Genomic DNA, 23,024 nt, shown 5'->3' with positions numbered 1-23,024 from the left:
ACCGGCGGTCCCGGGTGATCGAGGGCCGGCCGTCGGCCCGGGCCTGCCTCAACCGCCGCTGCCGCAACGCCTGTCGGCGGCTGCACGAGGAGCCGCGCCGACGCGCAACGTCTGCGGGTCGGCTGACGTCCTTCCCGGCGAGGGGCGTTGTCAGTGGGGCGGCGTAGTCTGCGGGAGCAGTGGGGCGGCAGCGCTCCGGGACGTACGCCGGGCAGTCACGGACGTACGTCGGATCACTGACGGGGACGGACGATCGCGGGGGAGCGATGAGCACGACCGACACCGGGATCACGGCGATCACGCTGACGGAGGCGGAGCTGGACCGCTACGTCACGCACGCGCCGACGCGCGGCCTGCTCGGTGGCGCCGGCCTGCCCGTGGCCACCGACCTGCTGACCTTCTCCCCGCTGCGCACCCACGGCCTGCGCACGCTCGCCGACGCCGCCGACGCCCCCTTCCGGCTGGCGGAGGAGCTGCGCGGCCGGCTGGTCATCGGCGAACTGCTGAACCCGGCCGGCATGGAGCGCGAGTCGATCCTGCTCGACGGCGCCACGGGCGAGCTCACGACGGCCTACCTCTGCGACCCCTCGGACCCCCGCCCCTTCGCGCCCTCCCTCGCCACGCTGCTGCGCTTCGCCGCGGTCACCGAGGAACTGGCGGGCCTGCGCGGCCGTTTCGCCTCCCTGGCGGGCCGGTACGGCCCCGAGACGGCCGCCGAGGCCACGCGCCGCCTGCTGTCCCTCTTCGAGGAGGGCGCGAACGGCGCGATCCCGCCGTACTGGAAGGCGGCGGCCCTGATCCGCCCGCTCTCCCTCGTCGCCGGCGCCGGCACGGCCCGCGGCCTCACCCTGGACGTCCCCGCACGCGTCCTGGACCAGGAGTTCGGACCGGGCCGGGTGACCCGCTTCGAGGAGGTCGACTTCCCCCCGACGCTCACCCACGAGCCGACCCGCCGCTTCCTGTGCGAGACCGGCCTGCCGGAACAGGCGGTGCTCTTCTCCACGGACACGGACGTCCCCCTCCCGACCCTGCGCGAGTACTACACGCAGGAGCGCCCGGGCGACTTCCCCCTGGACGAACTCCCGGCCCACGCCGACCACTTGATCCGCCTCGGCCATCTGCTGGAGGACACCGGCCTGCTGGTCGACGGCAGAACGGGCGCGGTCCTGACCTTCAGCGAGCTGGACGCCACCCTCCAGCCGCTGAACACGGACGTCTCCACCCTCGCCTTCACCCTCTGGCTGCTGCACCACGAGCGCGCCATCCACCGCCACCTGCACCACGAGCTGACCACTCTGACCTACGAGGACCTGGCCGCGGCCATGCTCCACACCCTGACGTCCGTGGACCCCACGGGCGCCACCCCGGACACGGACTGGCACTACTGGACGGAAGCCTTCCAGGACGAAGCGGGCGGAGTGCTCTGAAGCACCCCGCCCGCACCAGAGGCCGTGGCGGGAATCGAACCCACGTAACTCGCTTTGCAGGCGAGCCCCTCAACCACTCGGGCACACGGCCGTGTTCGGTTGTTCGTTCTCGGCCGTGGTGGGGATCGGACCCACGTGACTCCCCGCGAGCGGAGCTCGCTGAGGGATGCAGCGCGGGCGAGCCCCTCAACCACTCGGGCACACGGCCGTGTTCGTGGTAATGAACTTACGGGGGGTGGTGGGCGGGCTCAAGGGAGGCGGGCGGGCTGCAACGCGACTGCCATACCGCGTTCATGAAACGGGGGGCGTACGACCAAGGTCGCAGGTCGGACCGGTCTCCCGACAGGGGTGAAAGCGGCTTGCGGGCCTTACGCTGACGGGCATGACCGCCCTGGAGCCCCGTGACGCCGATGGCCTGACCGAAGCCGCCGAGACCGACGCAGACAGAGGAACGGACGGCGTGCTGAGCCGGTCGTACCGGGCGCTCAGCGTCGGGATCGTCTCCGTCGTGCTGCTGATCGCGTTCGAGGCGACCGCCGTCGGGACCGCGATGCCGGTCGCCGCGCGGGAGCTGGACGGGGTGGCGCTGTACGCGTTCGCGTTCTCCGGATACTTCACGACCAGCCTGTTCGGCATGGTGCTGTCGGGCCAGTGGTCCGACCGGCGCGGTCCGCTCGGGCCGTTGAGCGCCGGTATCGCGGGCTTCGCCGCCGGGCTCGTCATCGCCGGCACCGCCCAGAGCATGTGGGTGTTCGTCCTGGGGCGGGCCGTGCAGGGGCTCGGCGGCGGACTGGTGATCGTGGCGCTGTACGTCGTCGTCGGCCGTGCCTACCCCGAGCGGCTGCGGCCCGCGATCATGGCGGCCTTCGCGGCGGGCTGGGTCGTCCCCTCCATCGTCGGCCCCCTCGCCTCCGGCGCTGTCACCGAGCACCTCGGCTGGCGCTGGGTCTTCCTCGGCATCCCGGTCCTCGTCCTGCTCCCGCTCGCCCTCGCTCTGCCGCAGATACGGCGCCGGGCGTCCGGCCCGGTGCAGAAGGACCAGGCCGCCGGGTCGTTCGACCGGCGGCGGATCCGGCTGGCCCTCGGCATCTCGCTCGGCGCCGGCCTCCTCCAGTACGCCGCCCAGGACCTGCGGCCCCTCGCCGTACTCCCCGCACTGGCCGGCGCCGCCCTGCTCGTGCCCGCCGTCCTCGGCCTCCTCCCGCGCGGCACCTACCGGGCCGCCCGCGGCCTGCCCTCCGTCGTGCTGCTGCGCGGCCTGTCCGCCGGTTCCTTCATCGTCGCCGAGTCCTTCGTGCCGCTGATGCTCGTCACCCAGCGCGGTCTGTCACCGACGCTCGCCGGGTTCTCGCTGGCGCCGGGCGGGGTGACCTGGGCGCTGGGCTCGTATCTGCAGTCCCGGCCGCGCATGGCGCCGTACCGGGAGCGGCTGATGACCGCCGGGATGGCGCTCGTCGCCGCCGCCGTCGCCACCGCGCCCGGCGTGCTCGTGCACGCCGTGCCCGTCTGGACCGTCGCCGTCGCCTGGACCTTCGGCTGCCTCGGCATGGGCCTGGTGATCTCCTCCACCAGCGTGCTCCTGCTCCGGCTGTCCGCCCCGCAGGAGGCCGGCGCGAACTCCGCCGCACTCCAGATCTCGGACGCCCTGGCCAACGTCGTCCTCCTCGCCGCCACCGGCGCCGCCTTCGCGGCCCTGGGCGGCGGCAGCGCCGCGGCCACCACCGCCGACGGCCCCCGTCCCCTCGCCTTCGCGGCCGTCTTCCTGCCGATGGCGGGGGTCGCGCTGGTGGGGGCGTGGGTGACCCGGCGACTGCGCGCCTGACAGCGATCACGCCGGGGTGATCGCCGCCGAGTACGCCGGTGATCACCGCCGTTGTGATGTGGATCCCACCCGCGGGTGCCCCGGCCTCGTCCGGGCGTTGACGGTGGTGCGGCGCCGGTAGGGTGGCCCGGTTGTCATACGTAGCCGAGCGCCGAGCCCCAGAACGAGCCCTACAAAACGGAGACCGTGACTACTACCGCCGCTTCCGCTTCCCCCGCCTCGTCGTCCCACCACCTCTCGCCCGCCTTCCCCGGCCGGGCCCCCTGGGGTACCGCCAGCAAGCTGCGTGCCTGGCAGCAGGGGGCGATGGAGAAGTACGTACAGGAGCAGCCGCGCGACTTCCTCGCCGTCGCCACGCCCGGCGCCGGCAAGACGACCTTCGCGCTGACGCTCGCCTCCTGGCTGCTGCACCACCATGTCGTGCAGCAGGTGACCGTGGTCGCCCCGACCGAGCACCTGAAGAAGCAGTGGGCCGAGGCCGCGGCCCGTATCGGCATCAAGCTCGACCCCGAGTACAGCGCCGGGCCGCTCGGCCGGGAGTACGACGGGGTCGCCGTCACGTACGCCGGTGTCGGCGTGCGGCCCATGCTGCACCGCAACCGCGTCGAGCAGCGCAAGACCCTCGTCATCCTCGACGAGATCCACCACGCCGGTGACTCCAAGTCCTGGGGCGAGGCGTGCCTGGAGGCCTTCGAGCCCGCCACCCGCCGGCTCGCGCTGACGGGTACGCCCTTCCGCTCCGACACCAACCCCATCCCCTTCGTCACGTACGAGGAGGACAACGCCGGCATCCGGCGCTCCGCCGCCGACTACACGTACGGCTACGGCAACGCCCTCGCCGACCACGTCGTCCGGCCGGTCATCTTCCTCTCCTACAGCGGCCAGATGCGCTGGCGTACGAAGGCCGGTGACGAGATCGCCGCCCGGCTCGGCGAGCCGATGACCAAGGACGCGGTCAGCCAGGCCTGGCGGACCGCGCTCGACCCGCGCGGCGAGTGGATGCCCAGCGTGCTGCGCGCCGCCGACCAGCGGCTGACCGAGGTCAGGAAGGCCATCCCGGACGCCGGCGCGCTCGTCATCGCCTCCGACCAGGACTCCGCCCGCGCCTACGCCAAGCTGATCCGTGAGATCACCGGGACGAAGGCCACGCTCGTGCTGTCCGACGACGCCGGGGCCTCCCAGCGCATCGACGACTTCAGCGCGAGCACGGATCGCTGGATGGTCGCGGTGCGCATGGTGTCCGAGGGCGTCGACGTGCCCCGGCTCGCGGTCGGCGTGTACGCGACGACCATCTCGACGCCACTCTTCTTCGCGCAGGCCGTCGGCCGTTTCGTACGGTCCCGGCGGCGCGGCGAGACCGCGTCCGTGTTCCTGCCGACCGTGCCCGACCTGCTGACCTTCGCCAATGAGATGGAGAAGGAGCGGGACCACGCCCTCGACAAGCCGAAGAAGGAGGGCGAGGAGGACCCGTACGCCGAATCCGAGAAGGAGATGGAGGAGGCGAACAAGCAGCAGGACGAGGACACCGGCGAGCAGGAGCAGTTCTCCTTCGAGGCGCTGGAGTCCGAGGCCGTCTTCGACCGGGTCCTGTACGACGGTGCCGAGTTCGGCATGCAGGCGCACCCGGGGAGCGAGGAGGAGCAGGACTACCTCGGCATCCCGGGGCTGCTCGAACCCGACCAGGTGCAGCTGCTGCTCCAGAAGCGGCAGGCCCGGCAGATCGCGCACAGCAAGAAGAAGCCGGACACCGAGGCCGACCTGCTCGAACTGCCCGCCGAGCGGCGGCCCGTGGTCTCCCACAAGGAGATGATGGAGCTGCGCAAGCGGCTCAACACGCTGGTCAGCGCCTATGTCCACCAGAGCGGCAAGCCGCACGGGGTGATCCACACCGAGCTGCGGCGGGTGTGCGGGGGGCCGCCGAGCGCGGAGGCGACGGCGGGACAGCTGAAGCAGCGGATCGACAAGGTGCAGGAGTGGGCCACGCGCATGCGGTGACACCCCGACCCGGACCCCGTCCCGGACCCCGTATCCGGACGAATCCAGGCAGGCCGGATCTCGTCTTGCCCGGATTCTGGACGGAGACTTCCGCTCAGCGAACCGGCTTCGCTACTGTCCCGCTACGCACCGCCCCGTGGCAGCGTCGCCGCGGAGCGCAGCCGTGAAGCGACCTTGGCCCGGAGCCGCCGGAGCCGTTCTGCCGATCGGCGGCCTCTGAACGCGTCGCCGACGGGACTCGGCCACGCATCCGCCGCTCAGGGGCCCGCCGGCCTCACCACCAAAGGAGTGGGCGTCGTGACCGCGGAGACCTCGCAGACGCTCGATCGGGGACTGCGTGTCCTGAAGCTGCTGGCCGACACCGACCACGGGCTGACCGTCACCGAGTTGTCCACCAAACTGGGCGTGAACCGTACCGTCGTGTACCGGTTGCTCGCCACCCTCGAACAGCATGCGCTCGTACGGCGTGACCTGGGCGGACGAGCCCGGGTCGGCCTCGGGGTGCTGCGGCTCGGCCGCCAGGTGCACCCGCTGGTCCGGGAGGCCGCGTTGCCCGCGCTGCGCTCGCTCGCCGAGGACATAGGCGCGACGGCCCATCTGACCCTGGTCGACGGCGCGGAGGCACTGGCCGTCGCCGTGGTCGAGCCGACGTGGACCGACTACCACGTGGCGTACCGGGCCGGTTTCCGGCACCCGCTGGACCGGGGAGCGGCGGGGAAGGCCATCCTGGCCGCCCGGCAGCCGTCCGCCGCCGATCCCGGGTACACACTGACGCACGGGGAGCTGGAGGCCGGGGCCAGCGGGGCCGCCGCGCCGCTCGTCGGGGTCACCGGGGTCGAGGGCAGCGTGGGCGTGGTGATGCTGGTGGACTCCGTACCGGAGCGGGTGGGGCCGAGGGTGGTGGAGGCCGCCCGGGAGGTGGCCGAGGCCCTGCGCTGAGCGCGTGGCCGCCCGGTGCCGGAACCGTCGTGGCCGCGGTCGCCCGTGGTCACGACGACGGCCCCGACCCCCGCACGTACGGGAACGGACCTGTACGCGGCGTGCGGCGGACCGGGCGCGTACGCCGTACGGGACACGTGGCGCGGGCCGCCCGGGGCGGTCGCGTTAGATTGAACCCGTGCTCTCACGTCTCACTCGTCCCCAGGCCGTAGCCGTCTGCGCGCTGCCCGTCGTGGCCCTGCTCGCCACGGCGGTGTTCGCGCCGCTGCCGTTCTCGGTGGCCCAGCCCGGGATGACCGCGAACGTGCTCGGTACGAACCAGGGCACCCAGGTGATCAACGTCGCCGGTGCGCCCGTGCGCAGGACCAGCGGGCAGCTGCGGATGGTGACCATCATGGCGACCGGTCCGGACGCCCGGGTGTCCCTCGGGGACGTGATCGGCAACTGGTTCCGTACCGACCGGGCCGTGATGCCGCGCGACGCCGTCTACCCGAGCGGCGACACCGTCAAGGAGATCGAGCAGCACAACCAGGCGCAGATGCAGCAGTCCCAGGACGCGGCGACGCAGGCGGCGCTCAAGTACCTCGGGCTGAGCGCCGACAAGGTCAAGGTCACGCTGAAGCTCGCCGACGTGGGCGGGCCGAGCGCGGGCCTGCTGTTCACGCTGGGGATCATCGACAAACTGCACGGCGACGGCAACGGCGGCGACCTCACCGGCGGCCGGAACATCGCCGGCACGGGCACGATCGACGCCGACGGCACGGTGGGCGCGGTCGGCGGGGTGGCCCTGAAGACGCAGGCCGCCCGCCGCGACGGCGCGACGGTGTTCCTGGTGCCGAAGGCCGAGTGCACCGACGCCGAGGCGGACCTGCCGAAGGGGCTCAAGCTGGTCCCGGTCACCACGCTGAAGGGCGCGGTGAACGCCCTGAACGTCCTGGAGAGCGGCAAGGGTTCGGTCCCGAGCTGCTGAACGGCCGCCGCCGGGACGCTACTTCACGAAGCCCTGCTGCCGCATCCAGTCCAGCGCCACCTGGTGCGGGTCCTGGCCGTCCACGTCCACCCTGGCGTTCAGGGTCCGCGCGACCGAGTTGTCCAGCTTCCTGGTGACCGGTTCGATGACGTGCGCGATGGCCGGCCACTGCTTCAGGACCTTGCTGTTGACCACCGGGGCCGCGTTGTAGTCCGGGAAGAACTTCCTGTCGTCCGCCATCACAGCCAGGTTCATCGACTTGATCCGCCCGTCGGTGGTGAACACCTCCCCGTAGGTGCACTTCCCCTTGGCCACCTGGGTGTAGATGATCCCGGTGTCCATCTGTGTGACGTTGCCCGCCGGGATCCTCATCCCGTACGCCTTCTCCAGCCCGGGCAGTCCGTCGGCGCGGTTGGCGAACTCGCTCTCCACGCACAGCGTGACGGCGCCGGGGTCCTTCGCGGCGAGCGCGGCCACCTGCGAGAGGGTGGTGGTGCCGTACTTCCTGAAGTGGGCCTGGTTCATGGCCAGCGCGTAGGTGTTGTTCAGGCGCGCGGACGGCAGCCAGGTCAGCCCGTTGCGCAGGTCCGCGTCGCGCACCGCCTGCCACTGTCGCTGCGGGTCGGGGATGGGCTCGCTGTGGCCGAGGTACGTGATCCAGGCGGTGCCCGTGTACTCGTACTGTGCGTCCGCCGTGCCGCCCTTGACGGCCTCCCGGGCGCCGATCGACCCCTGGATGCCGGTGCGGTCGAGCACGTCCGCGCCGGCCGCCTGGAAGGCGATCCCCATGATCGCGCCGAGGATCAGCTGCTCGGTGAACTCCTTGGAGGTGACGGTGATGTGGGCCCCCTTGAGCGGCCCGCCCGTGCCGATCGTGCCCGGCCCCACGTCGTCAGCCATGGGGGAGCCGCTGGTCAGCCCGCAGCCGGAGGCCAGCAGCAGCCCCGCCAGCGTCAGGCACGCACCGCGTCTCATGCGCCCACCTCCAGGCCGTGCGGCCGCAGCAGCGCCTCGGCCAGCGAGGCCAGCCAGTCCACCAGCAGGGCGAGTGCCACGGTGAGGACCGAGCCGAGCACCAGCACCGGCATGCGCTGGGTGGTGATGCCGGTGGTGATCAGCACGCCCAGGCCGCCGCCCCCGCCGAAGGTCGCCAGGGCCGCCGTGCCGACGTTGAGGACCAGGGCCGTGCGGACGCCCGCGAGGATCAGCGGGACGGCGAGCGGCAGTTCCACCCGGGTGAGCACGCCGAGCGGGGACATGCCGATGCCGCGGGCCGCCTCCAGCAGCGTCGGGTCGTTGGCCTGCAGACCGGCGATGGTGTTGGAGAGGACCGGCAGGATCGCGTAGACGATGATCCCGATCAGGGCGGCCTTCGTGCCCGTGCCGAGCCAGATGACCAGGAGGGCCAGCAGGCCGATCGCGGGCGTCGCCTGACCCATGTTGGCGAAGGTCAGCGCCACCGGGGTGGCCCTGCGGAAGGAGCGCCGGGTGAGCACGATGCCCAGCGGGATCGAGATGACCAGCACGAAGAAGGTGGAGATCGCCGTCAGTTCCACGTGCTGCCACAGCGCCTTGGACACCTGGCCGTTCGACAGCGCGTTCCTCGAGATCGTGTCGAGGTGTGCCTGCCGGAACCACAGCCAGGTCGCGAGCAGTACGGCGACGAGGAACGCCGGCAGGAACGTCAGCCGCTGCCAGGTCACCCGCCGGGCGGGCGGGCGCTGCGCCGGGGGCGGCGCCTCCTGCTCGGCCTCGCCCTCGTCGCGGAAGGCGAGCCCCTCGACCTCGTGCTCGCCGGCGGGGCGCTCGGCGGACGGCGCCTTGCCGGCCGGGGCCTTGCCCGTGGGAGTGCTCATGCCTTCGTCACCCCTCCGGGACCCTCCTGCTCCTGATGGGTCTGCTGGGCGCGCGCCTCCTCCAGCTCGTGCTGCGCCTCCATCGCCTCCAGCCGGTCGGCCTCCAGCAGTTCGTGCACGGAGTTCATCAGCGTCTCCATGTCGACGACGCCGAGGTACTCCCCGCGTCGGCCGGTCACCGCGACGCGGCCCGCGTTGTCCGTGAGCACGGCCTCCAGCGCGTCGCGCAGGGTGCCGTCCCGGGTCACCGTGTCGTGCACGAGCGTGCCCGCGCGGGCCAGCGAGCCCTTGGCCCGCATCAGGTCGCCGCGGCGCAGCCACTTGTAGGGGCGCCGGCGCCGGTCGAGGAGCAGGATCTCGCTCTCGCCGCTGGAGCGCAGATGCCCGAAGATCTGCTGGAGCGGGGTGTCCACGGTCACCGTCGGGTAGTCCCGCATCTCCACGTCCCGCACCCGGGTCAGGTTCAGCCGTTTCAGGGCCGCGCCCGCGCCGACGAAACCGGAGACGAAGTCGTCGGCCGGGTTGGTGAGGATCGCCTCCGGGGTGTCGAACTGGGCGATGTGCGAGCGTTCGCGCAGCACGGCGATCCGGTCGCCCAGTTTGATCGCCTCGTCGAAGTCGTGGGTGACGAACACGATCGTCTTGTGCAGCTCGTGCTGGAGCCGGATCAGCTCGTCCTGGAGGTGGTCGCGGGTGATCGGGTCGACCGCGCCGAACGGCTCGTCCATCAGCAGCACCGGCGGATCCGCCGCCAACGCCCGTGCCACACCCACCCGTTGCTGCTGTCCGCCCGACAGCCGGCGCGGATAGCGCCCCCGGAACTCGCCCGGGTCGAGCCCGACGAGGTCGAGCAGCTCCTCGACCCGGGCCCGGATCCGCGCCTTCGGCCAGCCGGTCATCCTCGGCACCAGGGCGATGTTCTGCGCGACGGTCATGTGCGGGAAGAGACCGGCGGACTGGATGGCGTAGCCGACCTTGCGGCGCAGCTTCACCGGGTCGATGTCGGTGACGTCCTCGCCGCCGATCCGGATCCGGCCGCCGGTCGGCTCGATCAGCCGGTTGATCATCTTGAGCGTCGTGGACTTCCCGCAGCCGGACGGGCCGACGAAGACGACCGTCTCGCCCGCCTTGATCTCCATGCTCACGCCGTCCACGGCCGGCTGCGCGCCGCCCGGGTAGTGCTTGGTCAGGTTCTCCAGCTCGATCGAGGCGCCGTGCGCGGTCGAGGCGGTGTGCGCGGTCGTCTCCTGGGCGGCGGTCTCAGACACGGATCCCCCTGGGGATGGTCAGCCGCCCGATCAGGACGTACGCGGCGTCGAACAGGAGTGCGAGGATGATGATCCCGAGGGTGCCCGCGAGCACCTGGTTCAGCGCGTTCTTGCTGCCCAGGGAGGCGAGCCCGCGGAAGATCTCGTTGCCGAGCCCGGGGCCGGAGGCGTAGGCGGCGATCGCGGCGATGCCCATCAGCATCTGCGTGGAGACCCGGATCCCGGTCAGGATCGGCGGCCAGGCCAGCGGCAGCTCCACCCGCACCAGCCGCATCGCCCGGGACATGCCGATGCCCCGGGCCGCGTCCACCAGCATCGGGTCGACCCCGCGCAGGCCCACGATCGCGTTGCGCACGATCGGCAGCAGCCCGTACAGCGTCAGCGCGATCACCGTCGGCGGCACGCCCAGCCCGACGACCGGGACGAGCAGACCGATCAGGGCGAGGGAGGGGACGGTGAGCACGGTGGAGGTCGCGGTGGTGGCGAGGTTGCCCGCCCAGTCGGAGCGGTAGGTGACGACCCCGATCACCACCCCGATGACGGTCGCGAGGACCATGCACTGGAAGACCGCGCTGGCGTGCTGGTAGGCGTCCGCGAGCAGCTGCTGTTGACGACTGCCCAGGTACTCCCAGAAGTTCACCCGCGCTCACCCCAGACCGGTCACGCCGCTACAGGTCACGTCCCTTCGCTGTCCCGGGCGGCCTGCTCCACCAGCGGGATGATCCGCAGCGGAACGGGGTTCTCCATGACGATCGCCGTGGAGGCCCGGACGATGCCATCAAAACCGACGACGCGGTCGATCACCCGTTGAAGATCGGCGTTCGACCGGGCCACCAGCCGGCACAGCATGTCCCCGCTGCCGGTCGTGGTCAGCAGCTCCAGCACCTCCGGCACGGTCGTCAAGTGGGCCCGGACGTCGGGGCCTTGGCCCTGCCGGATCTGGAGCGTGGCGAAGGCGGTGACCGGGTAGCCGAGGGCCGCGGGCTCCACCTGGGGACCGAATCCGCGGATGACTCCGTTCGACTGAAGCCGGTCCAGACGCGCCTGCACGGTCCCGCGCGCCACCCCCAGCCGCCGGGACATCTCCAGCACCCCGACGCGCGGCTCGTCGGCCAGCAGCACGATGATCCGCCCGTCCAGATGATCGATCGCCACGGCACCTCCAGGGATGGTCATCCTGTACAGAAAGCTCGCTGGTACGGCCATATCGCTGTACAGACTGCCCAGCCGATACGCAAACTATTGCGCACCTTGCGGGGCGGGGCCACGCTTCCGCCATGACGCAGCAGACCACACACCAGACTCCCGACACCGCCCGGCAGGCCGATCCCTTCCCGGTCAAGGGGATGGACGCGGTCGTCTTCGCCGTGGGCAACGCCAAGCAGGCGGCGCACTACTACTCCACTGCCTTCGGCATGAAGGTGGTCGCGTACTCCGGACCGGAGAACGGAAGCCGCGAGACCGCCAGTTACGTCCTGGAGAACGGCTCCGCCCGGTTCGTGTTCACCTCGGTGATCAGGCCGAGCACCCCCTGGGGCGAGTTCCTCTCCCGGCACGTGGCCGAGCACGGCGACGGCGTCATCGACCTGGCCATCGAGGTCCCCGACGCCCGCGCCGCCCACGCCTACGCCGTCGGGCACGGCGCCCGCTCGCTCGCCGAGCCGTACGAGGTGAAGGACGAGCACGGCACCGTCGTCCTCGCCGCGATCGCCACCTACGGCGAGACCCGCCACACCCTCGTCGAGCGCACCGGCTACGACGGCCCCTACCTGCCCGGCTACGTCGCCGCCCGGCCGATGGTCGCCCAGCCCGCCCAGCGCACCTTCCAGGCCATCGACCACTGCGTCGGCAACGTCGAGCTCGGCCGGATGGACGAGTGGGTGGCCTTCTACAACAACGTCATGGGCTTCACGAACATGAAGGAGTTCGTGGGCGACGACATCGCCACCGAGTACAGCGCCCTGATGTCGAAGGTCGTCGCGGACGGCACCCTGAAGGTGAAGTTCCCGCTCAACGAGCCCGCGATCGCCAAGAAGAAGTCCCAGATCGACGAGTACCTGGAGTTCTACGGCGGCCCCGGCGTCCAGCACATCGCGCTGAACACCAACGACATCGTGCAGACCGTACGCACCATGCGCGCGGCCGGCGTCGAGTTCCTCGGCACCCCGGACTCGTACTACGACACCCTCGGCGAGTGGGTCGGCGACACCCGTGTGCCGATCGAGACCCTGCGTGAGCTGAGGATCCTCGCCGACCGCGACGAGGACGGCTATCTGCTGCAGATCTTCACCAAGCCGGTCCAGGACCGTCCGACGGTCTTCTTCGAGATCATCGAGCGGCACGGCTCGATGGGCTTCGGCAAGGGCAACTTCAAGGCCCTGTTCGAGGCGATCGAGCGCGAGCAGGAGAAGCGGGGCAACCTCTAGTTCCCCCAGTTCCCTACAAGGTGATCCTGGGCGGTGCCATCTTTGGTGCGCCGCCCGGCACCGCCCGCGCCCGCGTGAACGGCGCCCCCGGGCCGGCGGCCGGTGCCCGGACCACCGTCCGTGGCCGCTCCCGCGGCAGCAGCGTCAGCACCACGGCCACGGCGACACCGGCCGCCAGCAGCGCCAGCAACAACACCCGGCAGGTACCCGGCATGGTCAGTCGGTAGTCCATGGCGCTCACTGTGCGTCAGTACGACGAGCACATCCGGGCGGCCCAAGGGAGGCCGGTACGGGGTTCACACCGATGGCCGCGAGTGTCACGCTGTGATCATGAGCCGTATCGAAGCCCCTCGCTCCGACGACACCGCAGAGACGAGCAACCTCACCGACCGGCTCCTGGCCGGCCTGCCCGCCGAGGCCGTCCTGACCGACCCGGACGTCACCGCGTCCTATGCCCGCGACATGGCGAGCTTCTGCCCGGCCGGCGCCCCCGCCGTCGTCGTCCTGCCCCGCACCGTCGAACAGGTGCAGCACGTCATGCGTGTCGCGACCGAGCTGTGCGTCCCGGTCGTCCCGCAGGGCGCCCGCTCCGGTCTGTCCGGCGCCGCGAACGCCACCGACGGCTGCGTCGTGCTGTCCCTCACCCGGATGGACCGCATCCTGGAGATCAGCCCGGTCGACCGGATCGCGGTGGTCGAGCCGGGCGTCGTCAACGCCGCGCTCTCCCGCGCGGTCGAGGAACACGGCCTGTACTACCCGCCGGACCCGTCCAGCTGGGAGATGTGCACCATCGGCGGCAACATCGGCACGGCCTCCGGCGGCCTGTGCTGTGTGAAGTACGGGGTCACGGCCGAGTACGTGCTCGGCCTGGACGTGGTGCTGGCCGACGGCCGTCTGATGTCCACCGGCCGCCGCACGGCGAAGGGCGTCGCCGGCTACGACCTCACCCGGCTCTTCGTCGGCTCCGAGGGCTCCCTCGGCATCGTCGTCCGGGCCGTCCTCGCGCTGAAGCCGAAGCCGCCGCGGCAACTGGTGCTGGCCGCCGAGTTCCCCTCCGCCGCGGCGGCCTGCGACGCCGTCTGCCGGATCATGGAGGGAGGTCACGTGCCCTCCCTCCTCGAACTGATGGACCGTACGACCGTCAAGGCGGTCAACGACCTCGCCCACATGGGTCTGCCGGAGACCACCGAGGCGCTGCTGCTGGCCGCCTTCGACACCCCGGACCCGGCCGCCGACCTCGCCGCCGTCGGCGCCCTGTGCGAGGCGGCCGGCGCCACCCAGGTCGTACCGGCCGAGGACGCCGCCGAGTCCGAACTCCTCCTCCAGGCCCGGCGGCTCTCGCTGACCGCGCTGGAGGCGGTCAAGGGCACGACGATGATCGACGACGTGTGCGTGCCCCGCTCCCGGCTGGGCGCGATGCTCGAAGGCGTCGAGCGGATCGCCGCCGCGTACGACCTGACGATCGGCGTCTGCGCGCACGCCGGCGACGGCAACACCCACCCCACCGTCTGCTTCGACGCCCAGGACGAGGACGAGTCCCGGCGGGCCCGCGCGTCCTTCGACGAGATCATGGCCCTCGGCCTGGAGCTGGGCGGCACCATCACCGGCGAACACGGCGTCGGCGTCCTGAAGAAGGAGTGGCTGGCCCGGGAGATCGGCCCGGTCGGGGTGGAGATGCAGCGCGCGGTGAAGCACGCCTTCGACCCGCTGGGCATCCTCAACCCGGGCAAGCTGTTCTGAGCCCCCGCGGCCCCGTCGGCTCACCGGCCTCGACCAGCTGCTCACCGGGCGAGCAGCTGGTCGAGGGCGTCGTCGATGCCCAGCTGCTCGCCCTCCGTCCCCGGCGGCACCGCCGTCAGCGTCCGCTCCAGCCACGCCGACACCTGCGGGATCGGCGCCTCCAGCAGCGCGTCCCCGTCCGGGGAGCTGAGCGCGATCAGCACGACGCTGCGCCCGTCGGCCTTCGTCGGCCACACCCGCACGTCCCCGTGCCCGCACGGCCGGAACACCCCCTCCACCAGCAGATCGCGGGCGAACGTCCAGTGGACCGGGGACTCGGAGTTGATGTGGAAGGTGATGTGGACGGCGTACGGATCGTCGGAGCGGTAGACGAGCCGGGCCGGGACCGGGATGCTGCGCTCCGGCGCCAGGATGAGCCTCAGCTCCAGCTCCCGCTCCACCACGGTGTGATGCATGACGTTGCCCTTCTTCTCGTGCCGGGGGCCTCGGAACGGGCCCGCACCGGGGGAGAGAGGGCGAGGGCCGCGCCATTACGCGGGTTCTGGGAAATTTTTTCCGGGGATCTGTGAGAGCCGGGTCCGGCGTTGCCCGGAAGGGGTTCGGTCCGGCGGGACTGGCGCTGCGGGCCGCCCCGGTCTGATAGATGTGGACCCTTCAGCACACCCCCGAGCAGATACGGGACGACGGACATGAGCGCCCCAACCCCGGCCCCAGGTGACGACAGGCCCCGCGAGGGCTACTACCCGGACCCGTCCATCCCCGGCTACGTCCGGTACTGGAACGGCGCCTCCTGGGTGCCCGGCACCAGCCGCCCGGCGCCGCGGGACGGCGAGCCGCTCACCCCGCCCCCGGGCGTCCGCCCGGTGACCCCGGCCCCGGCCGTGGAGGAGACGGGGCCGCACTTCTTCGACGAGGACCCCCAGCCGGCGACGCCCACCGGGCAGCAGCAGGCGGGCGGCCCGGCGGCCGGCGGGCAGCAGGGGCAGCGTGCCGGTGCGGGCGGCGCGCAGGGCCGGGCGGGCGCCGGTGACGGGCACACCCCGTGGGGCGCCGATCCCAGGGTCCCGGCGGCGGGGCAGGGCGAGCCGGGCGGCCAGGGCGGCCGTACCGATGCCGCGGCCCCGGTCCCGCCCGCGCAGGACGACGCCCCGGATCCCGGCGGCACCTTCATCTTCCGCCGTCCGGTCCCCGGCCCTGCCGCCGTCAGGGACGAGGGCACGATGACGTTCCGCCCGGTGCCGGGCCAGGCCCGGCCGGGCGCCCAGCCGTCCGCCGCGGGCCAGGAGGCCGGCGCGGGCTCCGGTTTCGGCCCGCAGACCTCCGGCCCGGGTGCGCCGGCCGCCGGCCGGCCGGGTACGGGCTTCGTGCCGGGCCAGGCCGGTCCCGGCGCCGGTACGGCGAGTTCCGCCGACGCCTCGGGCGGCTTCGGCCCGCAGGGGTCCGGCACGGACGCGGGCCCGGGGCAGGGCGGGGCCGGCGGCTTCGGCCCGCAGGGACCCGTCGGCCGGCCCGCCCCGCCTGCCGCCGCGCCGTCTCCGGCCGCGGGCCCGGGATTCGGCGCGGGCAAGGCCGCCGCCGCACGTGCCGCTGCCGCTCAGCCGCCGCAGACACCCCAGGCCGCCCAGCAGGCCCAGGCCGCCGTCGCCCCGTCGGTGCCGGCGCAGGGCGGCGCCCCCGGCACCCCGCTGACCAGCGGGCCGGGCGGCGGCCAGGCCTCCTGGGCCCAGCAGGTGCACCAGCTGGCCGGGGGCGGGGACGAGCAGCCCATGGCGCCGTGGAAACCGCCGGTGGAGGACGTCTTCCAGGCGGCCGCGCGCCGCCAGGCCGCCGCCCGGCCCGCCGGACTCGCCAAGCGGCTCGCGGCCCGGCTGATCGACACCCTGATCGTGCTCGCCGTGACGGCCGCCGCCGCCGTGCCGCTCGGCCTGCGCGCCGCCGACCACGTCCAGCAGAAGATCGACGCGGCCAGGCTGTCCGGCCGTGAGGTCACCGTCTGGCTGCTCGACGGCACGACCGCCACCAGCCTCGGCATCGTGCTCGCCGTCCTCCTCCTCGTCGGCGTCGCCTACGAGGTGCTGCCGACCGCGAAGTGGGGCCGCACCCTGGGCAAGCGGGCGCTGGGCCTGGAGGTGCGCGACATCGAGGCCCACGAGCCCCCGGCCTTCGGCCCGGCGCTGCGCCGCTGGCTCGTCTACAGCGTCCCCGGGCTGCTCGGCATCGGGATCGTGGGCGTGCTGTGGTGCCTGTTCGACCGGCCCTGGCACCAGTGCTGGCACGACAAGGCGGCGCACACCTTCGTCGCCGGCTGACGCGGGAAGGGGGAGCTACTCCGTACGGCCGCCCGCCGCGTGCGGAGCCGGGGTGTTCGCGATCCACTCGGGCCATGAGCAGCGCACCGCCCCCCGGCTCAGGAGAGCAGCCCCCCGAGGACGACCCGTTCAGGAAGCGGCCCCCGTCGCACGAGGGGTCGGGCTCGCCGTACGACACCCCGTACGGCGGCGCCCAGCAGCCCCCGCCGCCGGGCGGCGGACCGTACGGCGGCGGACCGTACGGCTACCCCGCCGACCCGCTGGCCGGCATGCCCCCGCTGGCCGACAGCGCCCGGCGTACCCTCGCCCGGATCTTCGACATGATCCTCGTCGGCATCGTCGTGTGGCTGCTCACCTGGGCGTTCGGGGTGCGCGAGTACGACATCAACGGCGACCACGTCGAGGTCGCCAAGTCCGTCGGGCAGTCGGTCATCGGGGCCGTGCTCTACACCGCGTACGACACCTTCATGATGAGCAGGTACGGCCAGACCCTCGGCAAGAAGTGGCTCGGCATGCGGGTGGCGAACCTGGACGACGGCGCCACCCCGTCCGTGCAGACGATGCTGATCCGCTCCCTGGTGCTGTGGGTGCCGTTCGCGTTCTGTTGCGCCTGCGTCTGGACGGCGATCTGCGGCGGCTGGAGCTACTTCGACAAGCCGTACAAGCAGGGCCTGCACGACAAGGCGGCCAAGACGGTGGTGGTCAGCACGAGTTGACCGGATGCCGTGACCGCGAGCCGCGGACACGACACGAGAGCGGCGGGTTCGTGAGCTGTCACGAGCCCGCCGCTCCCGTGTCCGTCCCTCACAGGGAGACCGGCGCTTCCTGGGGTGCGGGCTCGACGGGGTCGGCCGGTGCCACGGCCGCGCGGGCCTTCGGCAGCGGCACCGTCATCGCGACGAGCAGCCCGAGGGCCAGGGCCGCGAGGGCGATGACGGTGATCCCGAGGCCCGAACTCGTCTGGGACAGCAGCAGCATGGCGAGCGTCGAGAAGATCACGGTGCAGGAACCGTAGGCGAGCTGTGCGGCGGTCGGACGAGGCATGGCAATCGTGTCCTCGGAAGTCTTCGGGGGATTGTCGGGGGAACAGGTGGCGTGCCGTTCGACTCTCACCGCGTGCATGCCCGAGCCGGACGGTTGGTAAGCGTGACCTAACCCACGGTACCGGTGCACAGGGGGCGCACGGAGTCATGGGGTGGCGGCATAGTCCGCCTGCAGGTGCGTAAAGCGAACGTCAGCTCGGCATAGTGCACGGGGCCTGATTGAGTCAAGATCTGTCTTTTCTTCTAAACCTCTAGTCAAATTGCGTCACTTGACATGCGTCGGACAGACGCAGGGGAGGAACTCAAGTGACCAGCAGATCCTGGACGTTCAGAGCGGCCGCGATCGGCGTGACGCTGGCGGCGGCCTCCGCCACGTTCGCCACCTTCGCCGTCGCGGAGGCCGCCACCCGGCCGGCCCGCTCCGCCGCCGCCCACCGGCACGACCCTGCCCCGGTGAGGCAGGAGGCGCACGACCTCGACGGCCCGCTCAGCAAGACGCGGAAGGCCCAGCGCCAGGAGGCGCTGAACCAGCTGATCGCGGGCAAGGCCGAGGCGAAGGACCGGGGTGGCTCCAAGGTCGTCGAGCTCAAGAGCAGGAAGGGCGACGGCAAGTACGTCGAGCTGAGCCGCGAGAAGACCGACAAGATCTTCACGATCCTGGTGGAGTTCGGGGACCGGACCGACCCCGCGTACGGCGGCACCGCGGGCCCGCTGCACAACACGATCGCCGCGCCGGACCGTACGAAGGACAACTCGACGGCCTGGCAGGCGGACTACAACCGGAAGCACTACCAGGACCTCTACTTCGGCACCGGCGGCAAGACCGAGTCGCTGAAGAAGTACTACGAGAAGCAGTCCTCGGGCCGCTACTCGGTCGACGGCGAGGTCGCGGACTGGGTCAAGGTCCCCTACAACGAGGCCCGCTACGGCAACAACGCCTGCGGCTCCACCAACTGCCCGAGCGTGTGGAACGTGGTCAGCGACGGTCTGAACGCCTGGGTCGCCGGGCAGAAGGCGGCCGGCAGGTCCGGCGCCGACATCGAGAAGGACCTCGCCCAGTACGACCAGTGGGACCGCTACGACTACGACGGCGACGGCGACTTCAACGAACCCGACGGCTACGTCGACCACTTCCAGATCGTGCACGCCGGCGAGGACGAGTCCGCGGGCGGCGGCGCGCAGGGCAAGGACGCGATCTGGGCCCATCGCTGGTACGCCTTCGGCACCGACGCGGGCGCGACCGGCCCGGCGGGCAACAAGCTCGGCGGCGCCCAGGTCGGCGACACCGGCATCTGGGTCGGCGACTACACCATCCAGCCGGAGAACGGCGGCCTCGGCGTCTTCGCCCACGAGTACGGCCACGACCTCGGCCTGCCCGACGAGTACGACACCGCCGGCGGCGACAACTCCACCGGTTTCTGGACCCTGATGTCCTCCGGCTCCTGGCTCGGCACCGGCAAGGAGGCCATCGGCGACCTGCCCGGCGACCTGAACGCCTGGGACAAGCTGCAGCTGGGCTGGCTGAACTACGACACGGCCAAGGCCGGCGTCCCCTCCTGGCACAAGCTGGGCTACGCCGAGTACAACACCAAGTACCGCCAGGCGGTGGTCGTCTCGCTGCCCGACAAGGCGGTCACGACCGAGGTCGTCACCCCGGCGCAGGGCGCGTCCCAGTGGTGGAGCGGCAGCGGCGACAACCTCAGGAACACGCTGACCCGTTCCGTCGACCTCACCGGCAAGGCCTCGGCCGCCCTGAGCCTGGACGGCTGGTACGACATCGAGAACGGCTACGACTACCTCTACACCGAGGTGTCCACCGACGGCGGCGCCGACTGGACCGCCCTGGACGGCACGGTGGGCGGCCGGGCCGTCCCGCGCGACGGCTCCGGCAAGCCCGCGTTGACCGGCACGAGTGACGCGTACAAGAAGCTGTCGTACTCCCTCGACGCCTACGCGGGCAGGAAGATCGACCTGCGCTTCCGCTACCAGACCGACGGCGGCGTGGCGTTGAAGGGCTTCGCGGCCGACGAGATCACGGTCACGGCGGACGGCGCGCCCCTGTTCTCCGACAACGCCGAGTCCGCGGACGCCGGTTGGACCGCCTCGGGCTTCTCCCGCATCGGCGCGTCCTTCACCAAGGACTACAAGCAGTACTACCTCGCCGAGAACCGGCAGTACGTGTCGTACGACAAGACCCTCAAGTCCGGCCCGTACAACTTCGGTTACCAGAACACCGCACGTCCCGACTGGGTGGAGCACTACCCGTACCAGAACGGCCTGCTGATCTGGAAGTGGGACACCTCCCAGGCGGACAACAACACCAACGCGAACGCCCACCCGGGCACCGGGCTGATCCTGCCGGTCGACGCCCACCCGAAGGCGCTGCGCTGGTCCGACGGCACGCTGCTGCGCAACCGGATGCAGGCCTACGACTCCCCCTTCACGCTGGAGCCGACGGACGCGATCACGCTGCACCAGTCGGGCGTCGCCACCAGGATCACGTCGCAGAAGGGGGTGCCGGTCTTCAACGATCACACCAGCGCCTACTACGACCCGGCGAACCCGACCGGCGGTGTCAAGGTCACTGACACCAACACCAGGATAAAGATCACCAAGCAGGCCCCGAACGGCTCGACGATCGAGCTGGAAGTCGGCCCCGCGGTGAAGTAGTCAGCGTTTTCGCAGGTCAGACACGTATCGGCGGCAAACCCTTGGCGGGTTGCCGCCGATCGTGTTTAGGTGCGTCATGTGGACCGCTTATTGACACCGACCGGAACGGGGATCTGACGGCATGGCCGCTGGAGGCTTCACCAAGCTGCCGAACGGCACGGTCGTGGTGGCACTGAACCTGCCCTACGACACCGCCGGGGTGCGCGTACTCGTGCACGCCCAGAACCGGGCGCGCGCCCTGACCAGGCTGCGCAACCTGGGGTTGCGCGCGATCTACCTACGGGGCAACGCCGCCCCGCCGACCCCGGACGAGATCACGGCGGTCCTGCACCACCCCGACGGCCTGATATGGCGGACGGCGCCCGCCGACAACGGTGTCATCGTGACCGAGCTGTGGCACCCGATCAGGGCCCTTCTGCGCAGGTCAGCGGTGGCGTAGCCGGGCGGGGGGAGCGGGCCTCAGCCGCTGACGACCGGCTTGCCCGTCAGCTCCACGCCCGCCTCCCGCAGCTCCTCCAGCGCGCGCTCCGTCGTCTCCGCGGCGACGCCCGCCGTGAGGTCCAGCAGGACCTGGGTGCGAAAGCCCTCGCGGGCGGCGTCCAGGGCGGTGGCGCGTACGCAGTGGTCGGTCGCTATGCCGACCACGTCGACCTCGTCGATGTGGCGTGCGCGCAGCCAGTCGGCCAGGGGGACGGCGTTCTCGTCCTTGCCCTCGAAGCCGCTGTAGGCCGCCGAGTACGCGCCCTTGTCGAAGACCGCGTCCACCGCGCCGGAGGCGACGGCCGGGGCGAAGTTCGGGTGGAAGCCGACGCCCTCCGTGCCCGCGACGCAGTGCGCGGGCCAGGAGCGGACGTAGTCGGGGTCGTCGGCGAAGTGGCCGCCGGGCGCGATGTGCAGATCGCGGGTGGCGACCACGTGCCGGTACCCGCTCCCGGCCGCCTGGCCGATCAGCTCCGTGATCGCGGCGGCGACGTCGGCGCCGCCGGACACCGCGAGGCTGCCCCCCTCGCAGAAGTCGTTCTGCACATCTACGACGATCAAGGCGCGGCGCATGGTGGGTGTCCTTCGACTGTCGGCTAATCAACCGAGCCTAGAGACTTCCGGGCCCGGACGGGAGGGGGCGGACGAGGGCGGACTCGGGGCGGACGGGCGGGTCCCGCTCTAGCTACCCGAGCGCTCGGTCAGGTACTCCGTCGGAAGGACGGGTTCCCCTCGGGAGAGTTGTGTAGCCGAGAGCGGGAGATTCGCGCGGGCGGCGATGTGCCGACTGCGGGGGACGTCCAGCGGCTCGCGGCCCAGCACGTCCCCGCCCTTGATCAGCTGCACCAGCAGCTGCCGGTCCGCGAGCTCCGGCGGTACCGGGCCGGTGCCGACGACCTCTGCCTCGGCGACCCCGTCCTCGTCGAGCCGGCGCGCCGCCCACTTGCGGCCGCCGACGGAGGTCTTGCCGCCGCTGGACTTCTTCGCGACCGGCACCAGCGGTGCCGTCGGGTCGCCGGACTCGGCGCGGGCGACCAGCTTGTAGACCATGGAGCAGGTCGGGTGCCCGGAGCCGGTCACCAGCTGGGTGCCGACGCCGTACGCGTCCACGGGGGCGGCGGCGAGGGAGGCGATGGCGTACTCGTCCAGGTCGGACGTGACGACGATCTTGGTGTCGGCGGCCCCCAGCTCGTCCAGCTGCTGGCGCACCCGGTGCGCGACGAGCAGCAGGTCGCCCGAGTCGATGCGGACCGCGCCCAGCTCGGGCCCGGCCACCTCCACGGCCGTACGGACGGCCTCGGCGACGTCGTACGTGTCCACCAGCAGCGTGGTGCCCCGGCCGAGGGTGTCGACCTGGGCCTGGAAGGCGTCGCGCTCGTGGTCGTGCAGCAGCGTGAAGGCGTGGGCCGAGGTGCCGACCGTCGGGATGCCGTAGCGGAAGCCGGCCGCCAGGTCGGAGGTGGTGGCGAAGCCGCCGACGTACGCCGCCCGGGCGGCGGCCACCGCCGCCAGCTCGTGGGTGCGCCGGGCCCCCATCTCGATCAGCGGGCGGTCCCCGGCGGCCGAGGCCATGCGGGAGGCGGCCGCGGCGATCGCGGAGTCGTGGTTGAGGATGGAGAGGATCACCGTCTCCAGCAGCACGCACTCGGCGAAGGTGCCCTCGACGCGCAGCAGCGGCGAGCCGGGGAAGTACACCTCGCCCTCGGGGTAGCCCCACACGTCACCGCTGAAGCGGTAGTCGGCGAGCCAGGCCAGCGTCTGCTCGTCGACGATGTTCCGCTCCCGGAGGAAGCCGAGGAGGTCCGGGTCGAAGCGGAAGTTCTCCACCGCGTCCAGGACGCGTCCGGTACCCGCCACCACGCCGTAGCGGCGCCCGTGCGGCAGCCGCCGGGTGAAGACCTCGAACACGCTCCGCCGTTCGGCCGTACCGGCCTTCAGCGCCGCCTGGAGCATGGTCAGCTCGTACTGGTCCGTGAAGAGCGCCGTCGAGGGAACGTCCACCGGCAGCCCAAGGTCCGCTGTGTTCATGACCATGGATGCTACACCCCTTTTCGTCGGTGTGACGATTTTTCCTCGCCG

Annotated in this window: 21 protein-coding genes and 1 tRNA gene; 11 read left to right on the top strand and 11 right to left on the bottom strand. The window is 71.9% G+C overall.

Annotated elements, in window-relative coordinates:
• The first annotated feature begins 266 nt into the window (after window positions 1-266).
• The gene (locus BIV23_RS28520; RefSeq protein ID WP_071383844.1) at window positions 267-1,427 is read left to right on the top strand and encodes an SUKH-4 family immunity protein; all 1,161 of its coding nucleotides are present in this window, start codon (window positions 267-269) and stop codon (window positions 1,425-1,427) included.
• A 19-nt stretch (window positions 1,428-1,446) separates the two neighbouring features.
• Here BIV23_RS28520 and BIV23_RS28515 read toward each other — a convergent pair.
• Window positions 1,447-1,518: transfer RNA gene (locus BIV23_RS28515), tRNA-Cys, on the bottom strand.
• A 291-nt stretch (window positions 1,519-1,809) separates the two neighbouring features.
• On the opposite strand from BIV23_RS28515, the gene BIV23_RS28510 reads away from it, so the two are divergent.
• From BIV23_RS28510 to BIV23_RS28495, 4 genes are all read left to right on the top strand, one after another.
• The gene (locus tag BIV23_RS28510) at window positions 1,810-3,249 is read left to right on the top strand and encodes an MFS transporter (protein ID WP_071383843.1); all 1,440 of its coding nucleotides are present in this window, start codon (window positions 1,810-1,812) and stop codon (window positions 3,247-3,249) included.
• Window positions 3,250-3,435: 186 nt separating this feature from the next.
• Window positions 3,436-5,244: a DEAD/DEAH box helicase gene (locus tag BIV23_RS28505; RefSeq protein WP_071383842.1), complete on the top strand. Its 1,809-nt coding sequence runs from the start codon at window positions 3,436-3,438 to the stop codon at window positions 5,242-5,244.
• A gap of 297 nt (window positions 5,245-5,541) precedes the next feature.
• On the top strand, window positions 5,542-6,183 hold the full coding sequence (locus BIV23_RS28500) for an IclR family transcriptional regulator (RefSeq protein WP_071383841.1): 642 nt from the start codon (window positions 5,542-5,544) through the stop codon (window positions 6,181-6,183).
• Between the two features lie 178 nt (window positions 6,184-6,361).
• Window positions 6,362-7,153 (top strand): S16 family serine protease, encoded by a 792-nt coding sequence (locus BIV23_RS28495; RefSeq protein WP_071383840.1) that lies wholly within the window; start codon window positions 6,362-6,364, stop codon window positions 7,151-7,153.
• Between the two features lie 18 nt (window positions 7,154-7,171).
• Here BIV23_RS28495 and BIV23_RS28490 read toward each other — a convergent pair whose 3' ends face one another.
• The 5 genes from BIV23_RS28490 to BIV23_RS28470 are packed head-to-tail and all read right to left on the bottom strand — an operon-like array spanning window position 7,172 to window position 11,432.
• Entirely contained in the window at window positions 7,172-8,128 is a 957-nt protein-coding gene (locus BIV23_RS28490) for a glycine betaine ABC transporter substrate-binding protein (protein WP_071383839.1), read from the bottom strand.
• Window positions 8,125-9,009 carry an ABC transporter permease gene (locus BIV23_RS28485; RefSeq protein ID WP_071383838.1) on the bottom strand — a complete coding sequence of 295 codons (885 nt, stop codon included), beginning with the start codon at window positions 9,007-9,009 and terminating at the stop codon, window positions 8,125-8,127. Before BIV23_RS28485 ends, BIV23_RS28490 begins: the two co-directional genes overlap by 4 nt.
• A complete protein-coding gene (locus BIV23_RS28480; RefSeq protein ID WP_071383837.1) occupies window positions 9,006-10,277 on the bottom strand; it encodes a betaine/proline/choline family ABC transporter ATP-binding protein in 1,272 nt (423 codons plus the stop codon). Before BIV23_RS28480 ends, BIV23_RS28485 begins: the two co-directional genes overlap by 4 nt.
• On the bottom strand, window positions 10,270-10,917 hold the full coding sequence (locus BIV23_RS28475; protein ID WP_071383836.1) for an ABC transporter permease: 648 nt from the start codon (window positions 10,915-10,917) through the stop codon (window positions 10,270-10,272). The genes BIV23_RS28480 and BIV23_RS28475 overlap by 8 nt, the downstream gene beginning before the upstream one ends.
• A 35-nt stretch (window positions 10,918-10,952) precedes the next feature.
• Window positions 10,953-11,432 (bottom strand): Lrp/AsnC family transcriptional regulator, encoded by a 480-nt coding sequence (locus tag BIV23_RS28470; RefSeq protein WP_071383835.1) that lies wholly within the window; start codon window positions 11,430-11,432, stop codon window positions 10,953-10,955.
• A gap of 122 nt (window positions 11,433-11,554) precedes the next feature.
• On the opposite strand from BIV23_RS28470, the gene hppD reads away from it, so the two are divergent.
• Window positions 11,555-12,703 carry a 4-hydroxyphenylpyruvate dioxygenase gene (hppD, locus tag BIV23_RS28465; protein WP_071383834.1) on the top strand — a complete coding sequence of 383 codons (1,149 nt, stop codon included), beginning with the start codon at window positions 11,555-11,557 and terminating at the stop codon, window positions 12,701-12,703.
• Between the two features lie 13 nt (window positions 12,704-12,716).
• On the opposite strand, the gene BIV23_RS28460 is transcribed toward hppD, so the two are convergent.
• Window positions 12,717-12,935, bottom strand: a complete 219-nt coding sequence (locus BIV23_RS28460) for a hypothetical protein (protein WP_071383833.1) — start codon at window positions 12,933-12,935, stop codon at window positions 12,717-12,719.
• Between the two features lie 92 nt (window positions 12,936-13,027).
• On the opposite strand from BIV23_RS28460, the gene BIV23_RS28455 reads away from it, so the two are divergent.
• Complete coding sequence (locus BIV23_RS28455; protein WP_071383832.1) at window positions 13,028-14,443, top strand: FAD-binding oxidoreductase; 1,416 nt, start codon at window positions 13,028-13,030, stop codon at window positions 14,441-14,443.
• Between the two features lie 41 nt (window positions 14,444-14,484).
• Here BIV23_RS28455 and BIV23_RS28450 read toward each other — a convergent pair whose 3' ends face one another.
• Window positions 14,485-14,898, bottom strand: a complete 414-nt coding sequence (locus BIV23_RS28450; RefSeq protein ID WP_071383831.1) for an SsgA family sporulation/cell division regulator — start codon at window positions 14,896-14,898, stop codon at window positions 14,485-14,487.
• Window positions 14,899-15,132: 234 nt separating this feature from the next.
• Between BIV23_RS28450 and BIV23_RS28445 the strand changes: the two genes are divergently transcribed.
• Window positions 15,133-16,752: an RDD family protein gene (locus BIV23_RS28445; protein ID WP_071383830.1), complete on the top strand. Its 1,620-nt coding sequence runs from the start codon at window positions 15,133-15,135 to the stop codon at window positions 16,750-16,752.
• A gap of 74 nt (window positions 16,753-16,826) precedes the next feature.
• A complete protein-coding gene (locus BIV23_RS28440; protein ID WP_071383829.1) occupies window positions 16,827-17,468 on the top strand; it encodes an RDD family protein in 642 nt (213 codons plus the stop codon).
• A gap of 88 nt (window positions 17,469-17,556) precedes the next feature.
• On the opposite strand, the gene BIV23_RS28435 is transcribed toward BIV23_RS28440, so the two are convergent.
• On the bottom strand, window positions 17,557-17,796 hold the full coding sequence (locus BIV23_RS28435; RefSeq protein WP_071383828.1) for a hypothetical protein: 240 nt from the start codon (window positions 17,794-17,796) through the stop codon (window positions 17,557-17,559).
• A 305-nt stretch (window positions 17,797-18,101) separates the two neighbouring features.
• Here BIV23_RS28435 and BIV23_RS28430 point away from each other — a divergent pair, with 305 nt between their 5' ends.
• Window positions 18,102-20,465 (top strand): immune inhibitor A domain-containing protein, encoded by a 2,364-nt coding sequence (locus BIV23_RS28430; RefSeq protein ID WP_071383827.1) that lies wholly within the window; start codon window positions 18,102-18,104, stop codon window positions 20,463-20,465.
• Window positions 20,466-20,586: 121 nt separating this feature from the next.
• Window positions 20,587-20,904, top strand: a complete 318-nt coding sequence (locus tag BIV23_RS28425) for a hypothetical protein (protein WP_071383826.1) — start codon at window positions 20,587-20,589, stop codon at window positions 20,902-20,904.
• Window positions 20,905-20,924: 20 nt separating this feature from the next.
• Here the strand turns inward: BIV23_RS28425 and BIV23_RS28420 are convergent, their stop codons facing one another.
• Window positions 20,925-21,518 (bottom strand): nicotinamidase, encoded by a 594-nt coding sequence (locus tag BIV23_RS28420; RefSeq protein ID WP_071383825.1) that lies wholly within the window; start codon window positions 21,516-21,518, stop codon window positions 20,925-20,927.
• Between the two features lie 108 nt (window positions 21,519-21,626).
• Complete coding sequence (locus BIV23_RS28415) at window positions 21,627-22,973, bottom strand: nicotinate phosphoribosyltransferase (protein WP_071383905.1); 1,347 nt, start codon at window positions 22,971-22,973, stop codon at window positions 21,627-21,629.
• Window positions 22,974-23,024 lie beyond the last annotated feature (51 nt).

It is taken from the genome of Streptomyces monashensis (assembly GCF_001866665.1).
Classification (GTDB): domain Bacteria; phylum Actinomycetota; class Actinomycetes; order Streptomycetales; family Streptomycetaceae; genus Streptomyces; species Streptomyces monashensis.
This window is presented reverse-complemented; position numbering and strand designations above follow the sequence as displayed.

Coding starts and splice junctions, on each gene's coding strand:
- BIV23_RS28520 (WP_071383844.1), top strand. CDS start 267: ATGAGCACGACCGACACCGGGATCACGGCGATCACGCTGACGGAGGCG.
- BIV23_RS28510 (WP_071383843.1), top strand. CDS start 1,810: ATGACCGCCCTGGAGCCCCGTGACGCCGATGGCCTGACCGAAGCCGCC.
- BIV23_RS28490 (WP_071383839.1), bottom strand. CDS start 8,128: ATGAGACGCGGTGCGTGCCTGACGCTGGCGGGGCTGCTGCTGGCCTCC.
- BIV23_RS28485 (WP_071383838.1), bottom strand. CDS start 9,009: ATGAGCACTCCCACGGGCAAGGCCCCGGCCGGCAAGGCGCCGTCCGCC.
- hppD (WP_071383834.1), top strand. CDS start 11,555: ATGACGCAGCAGACCACACACCAGACTCCCGACACCGCCCGGCAGGCC.
- BIV23_RS28460 (WP_071383833.1), bottom strand. CDS start 12,935: ATGGACTACCGACTGACCATGCCGGGTACCTGCCGGGTGTTGTTGCTG.
- BIV23_RS28450 (WP_071383831.1), bottom strand. CDS start 14,898: ATGCATCACACCGTGGTGGAGCGGGAGCTGGAGCTGAGGCTCATCCTG.
- BIV23_RS28445 (WP_071383830.1), top strand. CDS start 15,133: ATGAGCGCCCCAACCCCGGCCCCAGGTGACGACAGGCCCCGCGAGGGC.
- BIV23_RS28440 (WP_071383829.1), top strand. CDS start 16,827: ATGAGCAGCGCACCGCCCCCCGGCTCAGGAGAGCAGCCCCCCGAGGAC.
- BIV23_RS28435 (WP_071383828.1), bottom strand. CDS start 17,796: ATGCCTCGTCCGACCGCCGCACAGCTCGCCTACGGTTCCTGCACCGTG.
- BIV23_RS28425 (WP_071383826.1), top strand. CDS start 20,587: ATGGCCGCTGGAGGCTTCACCAAGCTGCCGAACGGCACGGTCGTGGTG.
- BIV23_RS28420 (WP_071383825.1), bottom strand. CDS start 21,518: ATGCGCCGCGCCTTGATCGTCGTAGATGTGCAGAACGACTTCTGCGAG.
- BIV23_RS28415 (WP_071383905.1), bottom strand. CDS start 22,973: ATGAACACAGCGGACCTTGGGCTGCCGGTGGACGTTCCCTCGACGGCG.